This is a genomic window from Bacillus sp. RO2 (assembly GCF_012911845.1).
Lineage (GTDB): Bacteria > Bacillota > Bacilli > Bacillales > Bacillaceae_I > Sutcliffiella_A.
The window spans coordinates 1-17,773 of sequence record NZ_JAAXCU010000054.1 but is presented as its reverse complement, the minus strand read 5'-3'; the positions used below and the strand labels follow the sequence as shown (position 1 = coordinate 17,773).

Sequence of the window (17,773 nt, the reverse complement as noted above, 5' to 3'; positions counted from 1 at the left end):
TAGTTCGCAATTTAGGGGAGAACATAGTATTACACCCAAACGGGGCAATCGTTGACGAGCGAGTTACCTGGGGCTTGCATCGTTAACGTTTATATAAAATGGAGATTAGTTCTTTGTAGGTGAGAACTAGTCTCCTTTGCATTTTGCTATGGCTTTGATGCTTGTCAATCTACATAATTCTCATGTACGATAAGGGTGTATAGAAACAGATGACGGGAGCAAAAAAATGGGAATTGAAGCATTGAAAAAAATAAAGGCCAAACACTTTGCGCCCATATACTTATTATTGGGAACGGAAGCATTCTTAATGAAAGAAATTAGAGACTCCATTATAGAGCATGCATTAAACGCGGAAGAGCATGATTTTAATCTTTCTTATTATGATATGGAAGAACAACCAGTGGATGTGGCTATTGAAGATGCAGAAACATTGCCTTTCATGGGAGAAAGAAGAGTGGTGGTCTTATCAAATCCTTTCTTTCTGACTGCAGAAAAAAGTAAAAGTAAAGTGGAACATAATACAGACCGATTTCTTGCATACATACAAGAAGCTGCACCATATACCATATTTATTATACAGGCCTCTTATGAGAAGTTGGATGAGCGGAAAAAGATCGTGAAACAGTTAAAAAAGCAGGCTGAGGTAATTGAAGTTCAACCTTTGGGCGAGCGGGATCTTAAGTCGTGGATGAAGGAAAAAGCGATACAAAACGGTGCCGATCTAGGTGATGCAGCCGCGGAAGAACTACTAAAGATCGCAGGTGTCAACTTGTCCGTGCTTTCGCAGGAAATTAATAAAATGGCGATGTATATCGGCGTTTCTGAGCAGGAAATTTCCGTTGATACAGTCAAGCTGTTGGCTGCCAAATCCATAGAACATTCTGTATTCGAATTGATTGAAAAAATGGTACATAGGCGAGTGGACGAAGCATTGGAGCTGTTTTATGATTTGGTCCGCAACAACGAAGAGCCAATCAAACTGCACGCGTTGATTGCCAATCAATTCCGCTTATTGTATCAAGTGAAAGATTTAAGTGAGCAAGGATACAGTCAGCAAAAAATGGCTGGGATCTTAAGGGTGCATCCCTACCGTGTAAAGCTTGCATCCCAGCAGGGCCGATATTTTGAGCGATCAGAATTGATGAAAATGGTGGACGATCTCGCAGAGGCTGACTATTTAATGAAGAGTGGGAAAATAGATAAACAGCTGGCGATGGAGATGCTGCTAATTAAGCTTGCGCCGGTGAAATGAACTAATTGAATAAGACACGTTTTAGCCGCCGAACAATTAAGTGTTCGGTGGTTTTTTGTTGTTTAGGGGTATTGGGAATAGTGCTATTGGGAATTGGAGTGTTGAGGGACGTTATTTAACAAAAAAGGGTAGTTTCTTGGTCATTTAGAGCTTCTTCGAAAGTGTTCGGACAGCTTTTTCGTTGGTTCGGTCAACCATTTAGCTATTTCTAAGGGGGTTCGGACATTTACACCACCTTGTTCGGTCAATATTTATGTCGGTTCGGCCATTTTAAAAATTGGTTCGGTCAAATAGCTCGAATCTTCGGTCAACTTAGCAAAAACTTCGGCCAACTTCGCGGAAACTTCGGTCAAAAACCAAAAATCTTCGGACATTTGGACTTCTCACCACCTGGAAAGCAGAAAACCACAGTATCATAAGGTATTCGACATAAAACAAAAAAATCCTTTGGGGGTCTGACCCCCAAAGGACAAAAAATAAAAAAACGACCCGTCCGGATCGCCCTTTTATTATGCAGTAGCTCCGTTTACTTTTTTCGCTAGGCGAGATTTTTGACGGTTTGCTGCATTTTTGTGGATGATACCGTTTTGCGCAGCTTTGTCTAAACGTTTAGCAGCTTCTAGGTAAGCAGTTTTTGCACCTTCAACATCGTTGTTAGCAACAAAAGCTTCTACTTTCTTCACAGCAGTACGCATAGAAGACTTGATAGTAGCGTTATGAGCACGACGTGCATCGTTAGTTTTCACACGTTTGATAGCAGATTTAATGTTTGGCATATCTTTCACCTCCATACAATTCGACGATCGAGATTATATAAACTCGACATTTCTTTACTTATGAGAACAAGTGATATTTTATCAAATCCATAATGATTATGCAATAGGGAGTCAAGGGAATTTTCTTGAATGTTAATTACAGGGGTTTTCCTATGCATGAAAAAAGAATGTAAGGTCAAAATAAAACTAAAATTTGGCAATGCTGGAGGCGTGCATCAATGACTCAACCAAAACCGCAACAACCTTTAGATCTAAGTAAATACGCAGTAAGAACCGATCTGGCGATAGAAGCCAATCAGATGGCGATTGAAAAACAAAACCGTCAAAATGGGGGAAATCAGAATCAGCAAAATAAAAATGAAACAAACGAAAGCAATCAAACATCACAACCAGTTTCATCCATTGAGGGTGTAGTGGTAAAGGAAAGGCAGACAGATGGAGTTAATATTACCACTGTCACTATATCTGACAAGGGGGCTGAGATGACTGGAAAGAAACCAGGGAATTATCTCACGCTTGAAACAACGGGGATTCGCCAGAAGGACAGTGACCTTCAAAAGAAGGTCGAAGCAGTTTTTGCTAAAGAATTTAGTGCATTTTTAAACTCGCTTAATATCTCTAAGGATGCAACCTGTCTAGTAGTGGGGCTTGGGAATTCAAATGTGACGCCAGATGCACTTGGTCCTTTAGTATGTGAAAACCTGTTAATTACAAGACATCTTTTTAAACTGCAGCCAGAATCAGTTCAAGATGGATTTAGGCCGGTAAGTGCGATAATCCCTGGTGTGATGGGGATTACTGGAATTGAAACGAGTGACATCATTGTAGGTGTGGTAGAAAAGACGAAACCTGATTTTGTCATTGCCATTGATGCATTGGCAGCGCGATCGATTGAACGTGTGAATGCGACTATCCAAATTTCCGATTCCGGCATTCATCCAGGATCCGGTGTTGGTAACAAACGTAAAGAACTTAGTTTGGAGACGCTTGGAATTCCGGTAATTGCTATTGGTATTCCGACTGTAGTCGATGCTGTATCAATGGCAAGTGATACGATTGATTTCATTTTGAAGCACTTTGGCAAAGAGATGAAAGAAGGGGATAGTCCTTCAAGGTCCCTTGCGCCTGCTGGTATGACGTTCGGAGAAAAAAGAAAGCTTACCGAAGAGGACCTTCCAGGGGAAGAACACCGAAAGAATTTTCTTGGAATTGTGGGGACGCTTGAAGAAGAAGAAAAGCGGAGATTAATCCATGAGGTTCTCTCGCCGCTTGGTCATAATTTGATGGTAACTCCAAAAGAAGTGGATGATTTTATAGAAGACATGGCAAATGTCATAGCAGAAGGGTTAAACGCGGCTCTGCACTACCATGTGAATCAAGATAATGTAGACGCATATACTCATTAAACGGCATAGTTCTACTTTTCTCCCTTTCGCATACATATAGTAGCAACAAGTATGTGAAAGGGTGAGAAAATGAAGGGCTACCGCTCCTCACGCATCGTAATATTAAATGGGACAAGCTTAAAAAAATCAGTCGTAGCAGTGATCTTAGGATTTATTCTCGTCTTTGCGGTATCCGGTGTCATGACCTCTCTAAAACCAGAATATCGAGTCAGCTCAAGCTCTATTCATGAGTTCTCCAAACGATTCTCAGGGGAGTCGCTGTTACATATATTCGGGTATACTAATGCCTATTTTACGCAAGGTCTTTCAAGTGAAGCAAAGGCACCGAACTACGCTTCCGCCTTGTTTGAGCTTACGACAAGTCTCAACTTAGATGACCCGCGCAGTCTTATTCGTAATGAAATTCCAGGTTTTGCTCATTATGATGGAGAAATTTTAGTTGCAGGGTCAGGTGTCAATTACACAGATATGCCGGTGGAATCATCCCCTCCGATGGAAGTGCTGCTTGAGGAGAGACAAGCTTCCATCATTGAAGTTGAAGAAGAAGAAGGGGAAGATACGCCTCCACCAGCACAGACAACAGGTGATAAGCGAACAGTTTTTATCTATCACTCTCACTCGAGGGAATCATTTTTGCCATACTTGGAAGGCGTGACAAGTCCAAATGCAGCAAGTCACCCTGAAGTAAATGTGACACGGCTTGGCAAAAAACTTCAAGAGGAATTGATTCAGCGTGGAATTGGGACAGACTTAGATACAACTGATACGGCGCTGGCGTTGAAAAATAGAGGGTGGGTATATGGACAATCCTATGATGTAACAAGACCAATCGTGGAAGAGGCTATGGCAGGCAACCAAGACCTGAATTACCTGATTGACGTTCACCGAGATTCAGGAAGAAGAAAAAGTACAACGATGGACATTAACGGAGTCCCACATGCTCGTTTGTATTTTGTGATAGGAAAGAAAAATCAAAACTATGAAAAGAACCAATACTTGGCTGAGCAGATTCATAATAAACTGGAAAAGCTGCACCCCGGTTTGAGCAAGGGTATATTTGTTCCACCAGCTGTCGAAACTCGTAATGGCATATACAATCAAGATCTTTCTCCTAATTCCATGTTGATAGAGGTTGGAGGAGTCGATAATACGTTTGAAGAGATGAACCGAACCCTTGAGATTTTTGCAGAAGTTTTCGGTGAAATCTACTGGCAGGCAGAAAAGGTAGACGGGACACCTGAAGGGGACGCCCAATGATAAATAGTAAGGAGCTGAAAGTGCGATGAAAAGGTTTATGGTAAAATGTTTATTCATTTCCCTGGTGCTGTTTCTTGGAGTGCTTTTGGGAATGCAACAGGCCAATGACGGGATGCGGAAGATGAAGGGATACGATGATCCTGCCTTTCAAGAAGAAGTATTTCATGTAGCGGAATCCGCTGAAGGATATAATGGAACAATCCTTGGACGTCAACTAGACACCCAAGATATGAAAGAAAAACAAGAAAAGCTAGAAGGTATCAAAGCCTACAATGTCTTCTCATCTGCCGGCAAAAAGTTAGCAGACGGAGTCTCTGGAATAATGAGCGGACTCTTCAACAAAGTTCAAGACACCGTCGAAGAGAAAACAGGATGATATAAAAAGTGATGCTTCCACCATTTTTCTTCAGGGTGGGAGCATCTTTTTATCTGTGAAAACTTAAACCCTTCAAAACTCATTGAATCTTCTTGTCCGTATTGATATAATCAGAAATAGTGTACGTTGCCGAAAGTGTAGGAGTGAAACAGATAATGAACAGAGAAGCACGGTTAAAACGACAATCAAAGATTAGAAACTTTTCCATCATCGCCCATATTGATCATGGGAAATCAACATTAGCAGACCGTATTTTAGAAAAAACGTCTGCATTGACACAAAGGGAAATGAAGAATCAATTGCTTGATTCCATGGACCTTGAACGTGAACGCGGGATTACGATTAAATTGAATGCCGTTCAATTACGATATAAAGCAAACGATGGTGAAGAATATATTTTCCATCTTATTGATACGCCTGGACACGTCGACTTTACCTATGAGGTTTCCAGAAGTTTGGCTGCATGTGAAGGAGCGGTTCTTGTCGTGGATGCGGCACAAGGAATTGAAGCTCAGACACTTGCAAATGTATATTTAGCACTTGATAATGAACTCGAGATCATGCCTGTTATCAATAAAATTGACCTTCCAAGTGCCGAGCCTGAGAGGGTTCGGCAGGAGATTGAAGATGTTATCGGACTTGATGCATCTGACGCTGTTTTGGCTAGTGCGAAAGCAGGTATTGGTATTGGTGAAATCTTAGAACAGGTAGTAGAGAAAATCCCTGCCCCTCAAGGTGACCCAGATGCTCCGTTAAAAGCATTGATTTTTGACAGTCTTTTTGATCCATACCGCGGAGTGGTAGCTTACATCCGTATCGTGGAAGGTACTGTTAAAGTCGGGGATAAAATTCGTATGATGGCTACCGGCAAAGAGTTTGAAGTAAATGAGGTTGGAGTGTTTACTCCGAAAGCCGTCCAGCTAGATGAACTGACAGTCGGAGATGTTGGTTTCCTGTCTGCATCCATCAAAAATGTTGGAGACACGCGTGTCGGTGATACTATCACTCATGCGAAAAATAGAGCGGCGGAACCTCTTCCAGGTTACCGTAAATTAAATCCGATGGTCTTCTGTGGACTATACCCAATTGATTCTGCCAAATTCAATGATTTGCGTGAAGCTCTTGAAAAGCTTGAACTGAATGATTCTGCGCTTCAATATGAGCCGGAAACATCCCAAGCATTAGGCTTCGGTTTCCGTTGTGGATTCCTTGGATTGCTTCATATGGAAATTATCCAGGAGCGTATTGAACGTGAATTTAATATTGATTTGATTACAACAGCACCTTCCGTTATCTATCATGTACATTTAACAGATGGGGAGGAATTGCGTGTGGACAACCCGTCTAACATGCCGGATCCTCAGTCGATCGATCGAGTAGAAGAGCCTTATGTAAAAGCTACAATCATGGTGCCGAATGATTACGTTGGAGCAGTTATGGAATTATGCCAAGAAAAGCGTGGCAACTTCATTGACATGCAGTACTTGGATGATATTCGCGTGAGCGTTATTTATGAAATTCCATTAGCAGAAATTGTTTATGATTTCTTCGATGCGTTGAAATCCAATACAAAAGGTTATGCATCATTTGATTATGAACTAATTGGATACAAACCTTCACATCTTGTTAAAATGGACATCCTGCTTAATGCTGAGAAGGTTGATGCCCTTTCCTTTATCGTTCACCGCGATTCTGCTTATGAGCGTGGAAAAATCATAGTGGAAAAGCTAAAGGAACTTATTCCAAGACAGCAATTCGAAGTACCAATCCAAGCGACAATAGGTCAGAAAGTTGTTGCAAGGTCAAACATTAAAGCGATGCGTAAAAACGTTCTTGCAAAATGTTACGGAGGAGATATCTCCCGTAAACGTAAGCTTTTAGATAAGCAAAAAGAAGGTAAAAAACGTATGAAGCAAGTTGGTTCTGTAGAAGTACCGCAAGAAGCATTTATGGCTGTCTTGAAAATGGACGACAACGCCAACAAAAAATAATAAGAAAAATACCGCAGCTCATTCTGCGGTATTTTTTTCATACATGCGCCACATGTGTTATGCTAAAAGGTACGAAGTAAATAAACGAAAGTGTGATCTTATGATTAAATCAGCCTATATCCATATCCCTTTTTGTGAACATATTTGTCACTATTGTGATTTCAATAAAGTATTTCTGAAAAACCAGCCGGTTGATGAGTACTTGTCATATATGGATACAGAAATGAAAAATACGATAGAACAATACCCTGCCACAGGACTACAAACTATTTTTGTCGGCGGGGGAACGCCTACTGCTTTAAATGAGAAACAATTGGCGTATTTGCTAGAATTGGTTCAAAAGCATTTTCCGGTAAAACCTGAAATGGAATACACATTCGAAGCCAATCCTGGTGATCTATCTTTAGATAAACTCCGTCTCTTAAAAGAAGGTGGTGTCAACAGGCTCAGTTTTGGCGTGCAAAGCTTTAATGATGATCTTTTGAAAAGAATCGGTAGGTCCCATAGAAAAGCGGATGTGTTTCAATCCATCGAACATGCCAGACAAGCAGGTTTCAAAAATATAAGCATCGATTTGATTTACAGTCTCCCGGATCAAACAGTGGCTGATTTCAAGGAAACATTGCAAACGGCTTTTTCCTTAGAGATGGAGCATTATTCTGCTTATTCCTTGATTATTGAACCCAAAACTGTTTTCTACAATCTGATGAACAAAGGCAAGCTTCCTTTACCAACTCAAGAAGAAGAAGCGGAAATGTACGAAGTGCTATTGGATGAGATGGCGAAAAACGGCTATCAGCAATACGAAATTTCCAACTTTGCTAAAACGGGTTATGAAAGCAAACACAATATTACGTATTGGGACAATGAAGCTTATTATGGAATAGGAGCCGGTGCTCACGGATATATAGATGGAGTGAGAATTGCCAATCATGGTCCTTTGAAAAAGTACATGGATTCTATAGAAGATACGAGGTTTCCATATAAGGATCAGCATAAGGTAACAAAAACGGAGAAAATGGAAGAAGAAATGTTCCTTGGGCTTAGGAAAAATGAGGGAGTCTCTTGTTCCATATTCAAGCGTAAATTTGAAGAAGATTTGCTGACAGTTTTTAAGGATCCCATTGAAGAAAATCTTAAAAAAGGCCTATTAGAACACGAAAATGACCATATACGCCTTACGAGAAAAGGGAAATTTCTAGGTAATGAAGTTTTTCAAGCTTTTATTGGTGCGATCTGATTGACATGTGAATTGGTATTTGGTAATTTATTTATAGAATTAGCACTCGATGAATAGGAGTGCTAACAGAGGTGATGCTGAGTGCTTACAGAACGACAGTTGTTAGTATTGCAAGTCATAATTGACGACTTTATCCGATCTGCACAACCTGTTGGCTCCAGAACGCTCTCAAAGAAAGATGAAATTTCGTTCAGTTCAGCCACGATTCGAAACGAGATGGCAGATTTGGAGGAATTAGGATTTATTGAAAAAACACATACTTCCTCAGGAAGAGTACCGTCAGAAAAAGGGTATCGCTATTATGTCGATCACCTGCTTTCTCCAGAAAGGCTCACAAAGAGGGATGTATTTGAAATTAAATCCATCTTTCGCGAGCAAATATATGAATTAGAAAAAACCGTTCAGAAATCAGCGCAGATTCTTTCTGATCTGACCAAATACACATCCATTGTCCTTGGACCGGGTGTCAGGGATCATAGGCTTAAGAACCTTCAAATCATCCCTATAAATGCTGAACAGGCAGTTGCCATTATCGTAACGGATACGGGTCATGTAGAAAATCGTATGTTTTCTTTTCCAGCAAGCATGGATTCATCCGACATACAAAAAATGGTCAATATCTTAAATGAACGCTTAGTTGGAGTGCCTCTCTCAGAGCTTATCAACAAGCTCTATAAGGAAGTGGCAACCCTTTTAAGGTCACATATTGGAAACTACGAAAACATACTGCAATCCTTAAGTTCCACTCTTTACATGGAAGAAAAGGATAGGGTGTTTTTTGGAGGCAAAACGAATATGCTTGCCCAACCAGAATTTAATGACATTAATAAAATTCGTTCATTGATGTTATTGATTGACCAAGGCAAGGATCTGTCCCAGCATATTCGTGCAAAAGAAGCTGGCATCCATATAAAGATAGGCAGTGAAAATAATATCCCAGGTATGGAGGGCTGCAGTATTATTTCAGCCAGTTATTCCATTGGACCAGAACAGCTTGGGACAATCGCATTACTTGGACCTACCAGAATGGAATATTCCCGTGTAATCAGTCTCTTGCAGCTTGTTAGTTCCGACCTTTCACAGGCCGTCAATAAACTGTATCAAAAGGACTGAGCATGGAAATATTGTTAGAGGATGGAGTTCTTGCTCCGTCCTATCGCTATGGAAAAACATCATGATTTTTACACTTTGAGGGAGGTGAAACCATTGGTAAACGAGAACGAACAAGCAACAGTTGAAAATGAAGAAGTAACATCAGAAGCAACGGAAGAAACGACGGAAAAAGTGGAAGAAGTAGAAGTTTCTGCTGAACAGCAAAAAATCTCCGAATTGGAAGCTAAGCTTGAAGAATCGGAAAATCGCCTACTTCGCTTGCAAGCCGACTTTGATAACTACCGTCGTCGTGTGAGACTTGACCAAGAAGCTGCACAGAAATATCGTGCACAAAATCTTGTTACAGATATACTTCCTGCCTTAGACAACTTTGAGCGAGCGCTTAAAGTCGATTCAGAGGATGAGAAAATCAAAACATTTTTACAAGGCATGGAAATGGTGCACCGTCAGTTAGTGGAGGCTCTTAAATCAGAAGGATTAGAATCCATCGAAGCAGTTGGACAGTCTTTTGATCCACACCTACACCAGGCAGTCATGCAGGTGGAAGAAGGAGATGCGGAATCCAACACTGTTTTGGAAGAGTTCCAAAAAGGGTATAAACTCAAAGACCGCGTCATCCGCCCATCTATGGTAAAAGTAAAGCAATAACTTGTTGATTGTAGTGTAAGGCACGAGACTCCTGCGGGGGAGTAGCGACAATGTTGAGACCCCGCAGCGAAGCGAGGAGGCTCAAGGTCGCCCCGCGGAAAGCGAGTGTCTGCAACGGAAATCAACTGTGAATGTAACATATAAAATAACTACATATTAATGTAAGTTGCAATAGGAGGAAAAACAAAATGAGTAAAATCATCGGTATTGACTTAGGTACAACAAACTCATGTGTAGCTGTGCTTGAAGGCGGCGAACCAAAAGTAATCCCAAATCCAGAAGGTAACAGAACAACTCCATCTGTTGTTGCTTTCAAAAACGGCGAACGCCAAGTAGGGGAAGTGGCAAAACGCCAATCCATCACAAACCCTAACACTATCATGTCTGTTAAGCGTCACATGGGTACAGACTACAAAGTGGAAGTTGACGGAAAAGAGTACTCTCCACAAGAAGTTTCTGCGATCATCCTTCAACACTTAAAAGGTTATGCAGAAGAATATCTTGGAGAAACAGTTACAAAAGCTGTTATCACTGTTCCTGCATACTTCAATGATGCAGAACGTCAAGCTACAAAAGATGCTGGTAAAATCGCTGGTCTTGAAGTAGAGCGTATCATCAACGAACCAACTGCAGCAGCATTGGCATACGGTCTTGATAAAATGGACGAAGATCAAACGATCCTTGTTTATGACCTTGGTGGCGGAACGTTTGACGTTTCTGTACTAGAGCTTGGAGACGGTGTATTCGAAGTTCGCTCTACAGCTGGTGACAACCGTCTTGGTGGAGATGACTTTGACCAAGTTATCATTGACTATCTTGTAGCAGAATTCAAAAAAGAGAACGGCATTGACCTTTCTAAAGATAAAATGGCATTACAACGCATGAAAGATGCAGCGGAAAAGGCGAAAAAAGACCTTTCTGGTGTAACAAGCACACAAATTTCTCTACCATTCATCACAGCTGGAGAAGCTGGACCACTTCACTTAGAAGTGAGCATGTCCCGTGCAAAATTTGATGATCTTACTGCTGGACTTGTAGAACGTACCATGGGTCCTGTTCGCCAAGCGTTACAAGATGCAGGTATCTCTGCTTCTGAGCTTGATAAAGTAATCCTTGTAGGTGGATCTACTCGTATCCCTGCCGTACAAGATGCAATTAAGAAAGAAACTGGTAAAGACCCACACAAAGGGGTTAACCCAGATGAAGTAGTTGCACTAGGTGCAGCCATTCAAGGTGGAGTACTGACTGGTGACGTGAAAGACGTAGTACTTCTTGACGTAACACCACTTTCTTTAGGAATTGAAACAATGGGCAGTGTGTTCACAAAGCTTATTGTAAGAAACACGACGATTCCTACAAGTAAGTCTCAAGTGTTCTCAACAGCTGCTGACAACCAAACAGCAGTAGACATTCACGTTCTTCAAGGTGAGCGTCCAATGGCAAGCGACAACAAAACATTAGGTCGTTTCCAATTGACAGATATCCCGCCAGCACCACGTGGCGTGCCACAAATCGAGGTATCTTTTGACATCGACAAAAACGGTATCGTAAACGTTCGTGCGAAAGACCTTGGAACAAACAAAGAGCAAGCAATCACAATCAAATCTTCTTCTGGTTTATCCGAGGACGAAATCAACCGCATGGTTCAAGAAGCGGAAGAGAATGCGGATGCAGACAAAAAGCGTAAAGAAGAAGTAGAATTACGCAATGAAGCAGATCAGCTTGTATTCACAACTGAAAAAACACTTAAAGAAGTAGAAGGTAAAGTGGAAGAAGCAGAAGTGAAAAAAGCAGAAGAAGCTAAAGAAGAATTGAAAGCAGCTATCGAAAAAGGCGACCTTGAAGAAATCCGCATGAAAAAGGATGCACTTCAAGAAATCGTACAACAGCTTTCCATGAAGCTTTATGAGCAGGCTGCACAAGCACAACAAGCCGCTCAAGGAGCAGAAGGTGCAGAAGGCGCTGCAAACAACGACGACAACGTAGTCGATGCAGAATACGAAGAAGTAAACGACGATAAAAAGTAAGATAAAGTCCTAGGGCTTTTCTGATAAAGATAAAAAGAAAGTCGAAGCCATGGCTTTGGCTTTCTTTTTATGTAAATAAGAAATTCCCTTGGAGCCTGGAGTGGAAGGTGGTCGACTCCTGCGGGGGAGTAGCGGTAGCTTGAGACCCCGCAGGCTTGCCGAAGAGGCTCAAGCACCGCCCCGCGGAAAGCGAGCACCTGAAACGGAAGGTGCCAAGGAGTTAATCAGATACAGGGTTAAAGCAAATAACTTTTATTGCTTTTTCCCTCTTTCAGGTGATACAATAACCTTTATGTGAATGAAACGGGAGTGGGTATTTAATGAGTAAACGCGATTACTATGAAGTGCTTGGCGTCAGTAAAAGCGCGTCGAAAGATGAAATAAAGAAAGCTTACAGAAAGCTATCCAAACAATACCATCCGGACATCAATAAAGCAGACGATGCAGCGGACAAATTCAAAGAAATCAAAGAAGCTTACGAAGTTCTGAGCGACGACCAAAAGAAAGCGCACTATGACCAATTTGGACATACAGACCCTAACCAAGGATTTGGCGGTGGCGCTGGTTTTGACGGCGGTTTTGGCTTTGAAGATATTTTCGAAACGTTTTTCGGTGGTCAAGGCGGAGGAAGAAGACGTCGTGATCCAAACGCTCCAAGACAAGGGGCTGATCTACAATATACAATGACCCTTTCTTTTGAAGAAGCAGCATTCGGAAAAGAAACGACCATTGAAATTCCTGTGGAAGAAACATGTGATACATGTACTGGTACAGGTGCAAAACCCGGTACGAAAGTGGAAACATGTTCTCAATGTCGTGGAACAGGTCAGGAAAGTGTAGAGCAGAACACTCCATTTGGACGAATCGTTAACAGAAGAACTTGTTCCAAATGTAACGGCACAGGGAAATCCATCCCGAACAAATGTACAACATGCCATGGCGCAGGTCGTGTGAAAAAGCGCAATAAAATCAAAGTTAACATCCCTGCTGGTGTGGACGAAGGTCAACAATTACGCGTAGCAGGAAAAGGAGAAGCTGGTGTAAACGGTGGACCTGCAGGGGACTTGTATGTAGTCTTCCATGTTCGCAGACATGAATTCTTTGAGCGCGACGGCGATGATGTGTATTGTGAAATGCCTATTACTTTTGCGCAAGCAGCACTTGGTGACGAGGTAGAAGTTCCAACATTGCACGGAAAAGTGAAACTGAAAGTACCGGCTGGAACACAAACTGGCACGAATTTCCGCCTAAAAGGCAAAGGAATTGCCAATGTACGTGGCTATGGTCAAGGGGATCAACATATCAAGATCAGAGTGGTAACCCCTACAAAACTTTCAGAAAAACAAAAACAATTAATCCGTGAATTTGCCGAAACAAGCGGGCAAGCTCCGGACGAACAAGAAGATAGCTTTTTCTCAAAAGTAAAACGTGTTCTAAAAGGTGAATAAAAAGTATCAATAGCTTTCATTAAGCTAGGATTGGAGTTGGTATGTATGAAATGGTCAGAAATTAGTATCCATACAACAAATGAGGCGGTGGAACCGATATCCCATATTCTTCACGAAGCAGGTGCAAGTGGGGTGGTTATAGAGGATCCATTCGAACTTACTAAAGAAAGAGAAGATCAATTCGGAGAGATATACCAACTCAATCCAGATGATTACCCTGAAGAAGGCGTTGTAATGAAAGCCTACCTGCCTGTAAACAGCTTTTTAGGTGAAACGGTGGAAGGTATAAAGGATGCAATCAATAACCTTTTGGTCTATGATATTGATCTTGGACTGAACAATATTTCCATCAGTGAAGTGAACGAAGAAGAATGGGCTACAGCATGGAAAAAGTACTACAATCCAGTCAAAATTTCTGAGAAGTTCACGATCGTTCCTACTTGGGAAACCTATGAGCCAGTCAACTCCGATGAGAAAATCATTGAGCTTGACCCGGGCATGGCGTTTGGAACGGGTACCCACCCAACAACGGTACTCTGCATCCAAGCAATAGAAAGAACGGTCAAACCTCAAGATAAAGTCATTGATGTAGGTACGGGTTCTGGTGTTTTAAGTATTGCAGCAGCCATGCTCGATGCAAAGGAAGTACTTGCTCTTGATTTAGATGATGTTGCAGTCGAATCTGCAAAACTCAACATCAAGCTGAACAAAGTGCATCCAACAGTGACGGTGAAACAGAATAACTTGCTTAAAAATGTAGAAGGCCCAGTTGAAGTGGTTGTTGCTAATATTTTGGCCGAGGTTATTGTCCGTTTCACTGATGATGTATACCGCGTGTTGGAAAACGGTGGGACATTCATTTCTTCCGGAATCATCAGTATGAAAAAGCAAGAAGTGAAAGATGCCCTTATTAAGTCAGGTTTTAAAATACAAGAAACGATGATGATGGAAGATTGGGTCGCATTTATCGCCAAAAAAGAAGAATAAGCGAGGGTGAAGATTGTGCAACGTTATTTTGTTAACTCTAATCAAATAGATGAAACATCTATTACCATAACAGGGGAAGATGTACATCATATAACTCGGGTTATGAGGATGAACGTGGACGATCAAATTCTATGCAGCTGTTCGGAAACCAGGCAGACGGCCCTTTGTAAAATTGCTGAAATTACCAATGATATGGTAGTAACAGATATTGTAGAATGGAAAAAGGCTGAAACGGAAATTCCGGTTCGTGTTACGATTGCGAACGGGCTGCCTAAAGGGGATAAATTGGAGCTAGTGATACAAAAGGGAACAGAACTTGGAGCAGAATCGTTTATCCCTTTTAATGCTGCTCGTTCCATTGTGAAGTGGGACGAAAAGAAGGGCAAAAAGAAAGTAGAACGCTGGAATAAGATCTCTAAGGAAGCGGCTGAGCAGTCCCATCGTTCCATGGTGCCTGTGGTTGAGGGACCTGCTTCTTTTGCCCAACTTTTAGAGAAAAGTAAAGACTATACTTATAAAATGGTTGCCTATGAAGAGAGTGCAAAAGAAGGGGAGCGTTCCTCTTTTGCGAACATTCTAAAAAGCTTGCATCACGGCGAATCAATTCTTTGTGTGTTCGGTCCTGAAGGGGGCCTTACTGATAAGGAAATCGATAAACTGGTGGAACATGGATTTGTTCCTTGCGCGCTCGGGCCTAGAATATTAAGAACGGAAACGGCGCCGCTTTATGCGCTTGCCGCAATTTCGTATCATTTTGAATTAATGTGAGGTGGAAAACATGCCAACTGTTGCCTTTCACACACTAGGGTGTAAAGTGAATCATTATGAAACAGAAGCTATCTGGCAGCTTTTCAAAGCAAATAATTATGAACGTACAGAATTTGAAGGTACTTCAGATGTGTATGTCATCAATACCTGTACCGTTACAAATACTGGAGACAAAAAAAGTCGTCAGGTGATCCGACGTGCCATCCGTAAAAATCCTGACGCCGTAATCTGTGTAACTGGATGTTACGCACAAACATCACCTGCAGAAATTATGGCTATTCCTGGAGTAGACGTAGTCGTTGGAACGCAAGACCGTGTGAAAATGCTTGATTACATTGAGCAGTTCAAACAAGAGCGTCAACCAATCAATGGCGTCGGCAACATTATGAAGGCTCGTGTCTATGAAGAGTTGGACGTGCCGGCATTTACTGACCGTACACGTGCTTCTTTGAAGATCCAGGAAGGTTGTAATAATTTCTGTACATTCTGTATCATCCCTTGGGCTCGTGGACTTATGCGTTCCCGTGATCCGCAAGAGGTTGTTACACAAGCACAGCAATTGGTAGATGCAGGATATAAGGAAATCGTCTTGACTGGAATTCACACGGGCGGTTACGGAGAAGACATGAAGGATTATAATTTTGCCATGCTTCTTCGTGAATTGGATGAAAAAGTGGAAGGCTTAAAACGTATCCGCATTTCCTCCATTGAAGCAAGTCAAATTACCGACGAAGTAATTGAAGTTCTGAACAATTCCGAAAAAATTGTACGCCACCTTCATATCCCAATTCAATCAGCTTCCAATACTGTGTTAAAAAGAATGCGTCGTAAATACACGATGGAATTCTTCGCAGAGCGTTTGGACCGATTGAAAGAGGCTTTACCTGGACTTGCGATTACATCCGATGTAATTGTTGGATTCCCTGGTGAAACAGAAGAAGAGTTCATGGAAACGTACAATTTTATTAAAGAGCATAAATTCTCCGAACTGCACGTATTCCCGTACTCTAAACGTACAGGAACTCCGGCTGCAAGAATGACGGACCAAGTGGATGAAGAAGTGAAAAATGAGCGAGTTCACCGCTTAATTGCACTTTCTGATCAACTGGCAAAAGAATATGCTTCCACTTTTGAAGACGAAGTGTTAGAAGTGATTCCAGAAGAAACCTACAAAGAAGCACCAGACCAAGGCTTATATGTTGGCTACACAGACAACTATCTAAAGGTTGTTTTCCCTGCAACGGAAGAAATGGTCGGAAAGCTTGTAAAAGTAAAAATTGTAAAAGCTGGATATCCTTACAACGAGGGGCAATTCGTTCGCGTCCTTGAAGATGCTCCACGACTTGAAGAAGAAAATATTCGTCTGAGTTCATAAGAAAATATAGAGAGTGATTCCATAAATATGGAGTCACTTTTTTGTCGTGAAGAAAAAGTTGCAGGCAATACTAACATTGTACTCGCCAAAATAATTGAAACATGTTATGATGTTAGAGGTCAGACCTCTTAACTTGAAAGGAGTATGAACATGCATACAAACATTGGAGAAATGATTGATCATACATTATTGAAAGCCGATACAAAAAAAGAACAAGTAGAAGTACTTTGCCAAGAAGCGAGAGAATACAACTTTGCATCTGTCTGTGTTAACCCAACTTGGGTAAAAACATCTGCAGAACTTTTAGAAGGAAGCAATGTTAAAGTTTGTACAGTAATTGGGTTCCCTCTTGGAGCAAACACTCCAGAAGTAAAAGCATTCGAAACAACTAACGCCATTGATAACGGTGCCACTGAAGTGGACATGGTTATCAACATCAGCGCACTTAAAGACGGTGACGATGAGCTAGTTGAACGTGACATCCGTGCTGTAGTAGACGCAGCAAAAGGTCGCGCTTTGACTAAAGTGATCATCGAAACTTGCCTGCTAACAAACGAAGAAAAAGTAAGAGCATGCCAACTGGCTGTAAAAGCTGGAGCTGACTATGTGAAAACTTCAACTGGTTTCTCTACAGGAGGAGCAACTGTTGCAGACATCGCTCTTATGAGACAAACTGTAGGACCTGAAATCGGAGTAAAAGCTTCCGGTGGTGTACGTGATGCTAAAGGTGCGGAAGAAATGATCGCAGCTGGAGCTACACGTATAGGAGCAAGCTCTGGTATCGCTATTGTTAAAGGATTAACAGCTGATACGGATTACTAAGATATGTGAAAAAGCACTCTCTTGAGCATTTTTGCTTTGGGGAGTGCTTTTTGGGTTTTCTTGTTCTAGGTGACCTGATAGTTTACATAAAGCTTGGGATGGATGTGCAGGAGGAAAAAAGGAATCTATAAGCCCGAATAAGTTAGAACTCTTGGTGGATGGTCGTATAGAGGGGCTCTATAAGCCCGAATAGGTTAGAAATCTTGGTGGATGGTCGTATAGAGGGGCTCTATAAGCCCGAATAGGTTAGAAATCTTGGTGGATGGTCGTATAGAGGTGCTCTATAA

15 protein-coding genes are annotated in these 17,773 nt (G+C 41.6%); 14 read left to right on the top strand and 1 reads right to left on the bottom strand.

Going from position 1 to position 17,773, the window contains the following annotated elements:
- Positions 1 to 226 precede the first annotated feature (226 nt).
- Positions 227 to 1,252 (top strand): DNA polymerase III subunit delta, encoded by a 1,026-nt coding sequence (holA, locus tag HF078_RS18115; RefSeq protein WP_169292410.1) that lies wholly within the window; start codon positions 227 to 229, stop codon positions 1,250 to 1,252.
- A gap of 509 nt (positions 1,253 to 1,761) precedes the next feature.
- Here the strand turns inward: holA and rpsT are convergent.
- The gene (gene rpsT / locus HF078_RS18110) at positions 1,762 to 2,028 is read right to left on the bottom strand and encodes a 30S ribosomal protein S20 (RefSeq protein ID WP_060665089.1); all 267 of its coding nucleotides are present in this window, start codon (positions 2,026 to 2,028) and stop codon (positions 1,762 to 1,764) included.
- Positions 2,029 to 2,246: 218 nt separating this feature from the next.
- Between rpsT and gpr the strand changes: the two genes are divergently transcribed.
- From gpr to deoC, 13 genes are all read left to right on the top strand, one after another.
- Positions 2,247 to 3,434 carry a GPR endopeptidase gene (gpr, locus tag HF078_RS18105; RefSeq protein ID WP_169292409.1) on the top strand — a complete coding sequence of 396 codons (1,188 nt, stop codon included), beginning with the start codon at positions 2,247 to 2,249 and terminating at the stop codon, positions 3,432 to 3,434.
- A 69-nt stretch (positions 3,435 to 3,503) separates the two neighbouring features.
- Entirely contained in the window at positions 3,504 to 4,691 is a 1,188-nt protein-coding gene (gene spoIIP / locus HF078_RS18100; RefSeq protein ID WP_169292408.1) for a stage II sporulation protein P, read from the top strand.
- A gap of 25 nt (positions 4,692 to 4,716) precedes the next feature.
- Positions 4,717 to 5,067, top strand: a complete 351-nt coding sequence (locus tag HF078_RS18095; protein WP_148987660.1) for a DUF3679 domain-containing protein — start codon at positions 4,717 to 4,719, stop codon at positions 5,065 to 5,067.
- A gap of 155 nt (positions 5,068 to 5,222) precedes the next feature.
- The gene (gene lepA, locus HF078_RS18090; protein WP_169292407.1) at positions 5,223 to 7,058 is read left to right on the top strand and encodes a translation elongation factor 4; all 1,836 of its coding nucleotides are present in this window, start codon (positions 5,223 to 5,225) and stop codon (positions 7,056 to 7,058) included.
- A gap of 100 nt (positions 7,059 to 7,158) precedes the next feature.
- Positions 7,159 to 8,298, top strand: coding sequence for a radical SAM family heme chaperone HemW (gene hemW, locus HF078_RS18085; protein WP_169292406.1), 1,140 nt, complete (start codon positions 7,159 to 7,161; stop codon positions 8,296 to 8,298).
- A gap of 81 nt (positions 8,299 to 8,379) precedes the next feature.
- Complete coding sequence (hrcA, locus tag HF078_RS18080; RefSeq protein ID WP_169292405.1) at positions 8,380 to 9,411, top strand: heat-inducible transcriptional repressor HrcA; 1,032 nt, start codon at positions 8,380 to 8,382, stop codon at positions 9,409 to 9,411.
- Between the two features lie 48 nt (positions 9,412 to 9,459).
- The gene (gene grpE, locus HF078_RS18075; protein ID WP_169292475.1) at positions 9,460 to 10,059 is read left to right on the top strand and encodes a nucleotide exchange factor GrpE; all 600 of its coding nucleotides are present in this window, start codon (positions 9,460 to 9,462) and stop codon (positions 10,057 to 10,059) included.
- A 188-nt stretch (positions 10,060 to 10,247) separates the two neighbouring features.
- Positions 10,248 to 12,086: a molecular chaperone DnaK gene (gene dnaK, locus HF078_RS18070; protein WP_169292404.1), complete on the top strand. Its 1,839-nt coding sequence runs from the start codon at positions 10,248 to 10,250 to the stop codon at positions 12,084 to 12,086.
- Positions 12,087 to 12,406: 320 nt separating this feature from the next.
- Positions 12,407 to 13,534: a molecular chaperone DnaJ gene (dnaJ, locus tag HF078_RS18065; protein ID WP_169292403.1), complete on the top strand. Its 1,128-nt coding sequence runs from the start codon at positions 12,407 to 12,409 to the stop codon at positions 13,532 to 13,534.
- A 45-nt stretch (positions 13,535 to 13,579) separates the two neighbouring features.
- Positions 13,580 to 14,521 (top strand): 50S ribosomal protein L11 methyltransferase, encoded by a 942-nt coding sequence (gene prmA / locus HF078_RS18060; RefSeq protein ID WP_169292402.1) that lies wholly within the window; start codon positions 13,580 to 13,582, stop codon positions 14,519 to 14,521.
- A gap of 15 nt (positions 14,522 to 14,536) precedes the next feature.
- Entirely contained in the window at positions 14,537 to 15,289 is a 753-nt protein-coding gene (locus HF078_RS18055) for a 16S rRNA (uracil(1498)-N(3))-methyltransferase (protein ID WP_169292401.1), read from the top strand.
- Positions 15,290 to 15,299: 10 nt separating this feature from the next.
- Positions 15,300 to 16,664, top strand: coding sequence for a tRNA (N(6)-L-threonylcarbamoyladenosine(37)-C(2))-methylthiotransferase MtaB (gene mtaB, locus HF078_RS18050; protein WP_169292400.1), 1,365 nt, complete (start codon positions 15,300 to 15,302; stop codon positions 16,662 to 16,664).
- A 150-nt stretch (positions 16,665 to 16,814) separates the two neighbouring features.
- Positions 16,815 to 17,486: a deoxyribose-phosphate aldolase gene (gene deoC / locus HF078_RS18045; RefSeq protein ID WP_169292399.1), complete on the top strand. Its 672-nt coding sequence runs from the start codon at positions 16,815 to 16,817 to the stop codon at positions 17,484 to 17,486.
- Positions 17,487 to 17,773: the final 287 nt, after the last annotated feature.

Coding starts and splice junctions, on each gene's coding strand:
- rpsT (WP_060665089.1), bottom strand. CDS start 2,028: ATGCCAAACATTAAATCTGCTATCAAACGTGTGAAAACTAACGATGCA.
- deoC (WP_169292399.1), top strand. CDS start 16,815: ATGCATACAAACATTGGAGAAATGATTGATCATACATTATTGAAAGCC.
- gpr (WP_169292409.1), top strand. CDS start 2,247: ATGACTCAACCAAAACCGCAACAACCTTTAGATCTAAGTAAATACGCA.
- holA (WP_169292410.1), top strand. CDS start 227: ATGGGAATTGAAGCATTGAAAAAAATAAAGGCCAAACACTTTGCGCCC.
- grpE (WP_169292475.1), top strand. CDS start 9,460: ATGGAAAAACATCATGATTTTTACACTTTGAGGGAGGTGAAACCATTG.
- dnaK (WP_169292404.1), top strand. CDS start 10,248: ATGAGTAAAATCATCGGTATTGACTTAGGTACAACAAACTCATGTGTA.
- HF078_RS18095 (WP_148987660.1), top strand. CDS start 4,717: ATGAAAAGGTTTATGGTAAAATGTTTATTCATTTCCCTGGTGCTGTTT.
- dnaJ (WP_169292403.1), top strand. CDS start 12,407: ATGAGTAAACGCGATTACTATGAAGTGCTTGGCGTCAGTAAAAGCGCG.
- lepA (WP_169292407.1), top strand. CDS start 5,223: ATGAACAGAGAAGCACGGTTAAAACGACAATCAAAGATTAGAAACTTT.
- spoIIP (WP_169292408.1), top strand. CDS start 3,504: ATGAAGGGCTACCGCTCCTCACGCATCGTAATATTAAATGGGACAAGC.
- mtaB (WP_169292400.1), top strand. CDS start 15,300: ATGCCAACTGTTGCCTTTCACACACTAGGGTGTAAAGTGAATCATTAT.
- hemW (WP_169292406.1), top strand. CDS start 7,159: ATGATTAAATCAGCCTATATCCATATCCCTTTTTGTGAACATATTTGT.
- prmA (WP_169292402.1), top strand. CDS start 13,580: ATGAAATGGTCAGAAATTAGTATCCATACAACAAATGAGGCGGTGGAA.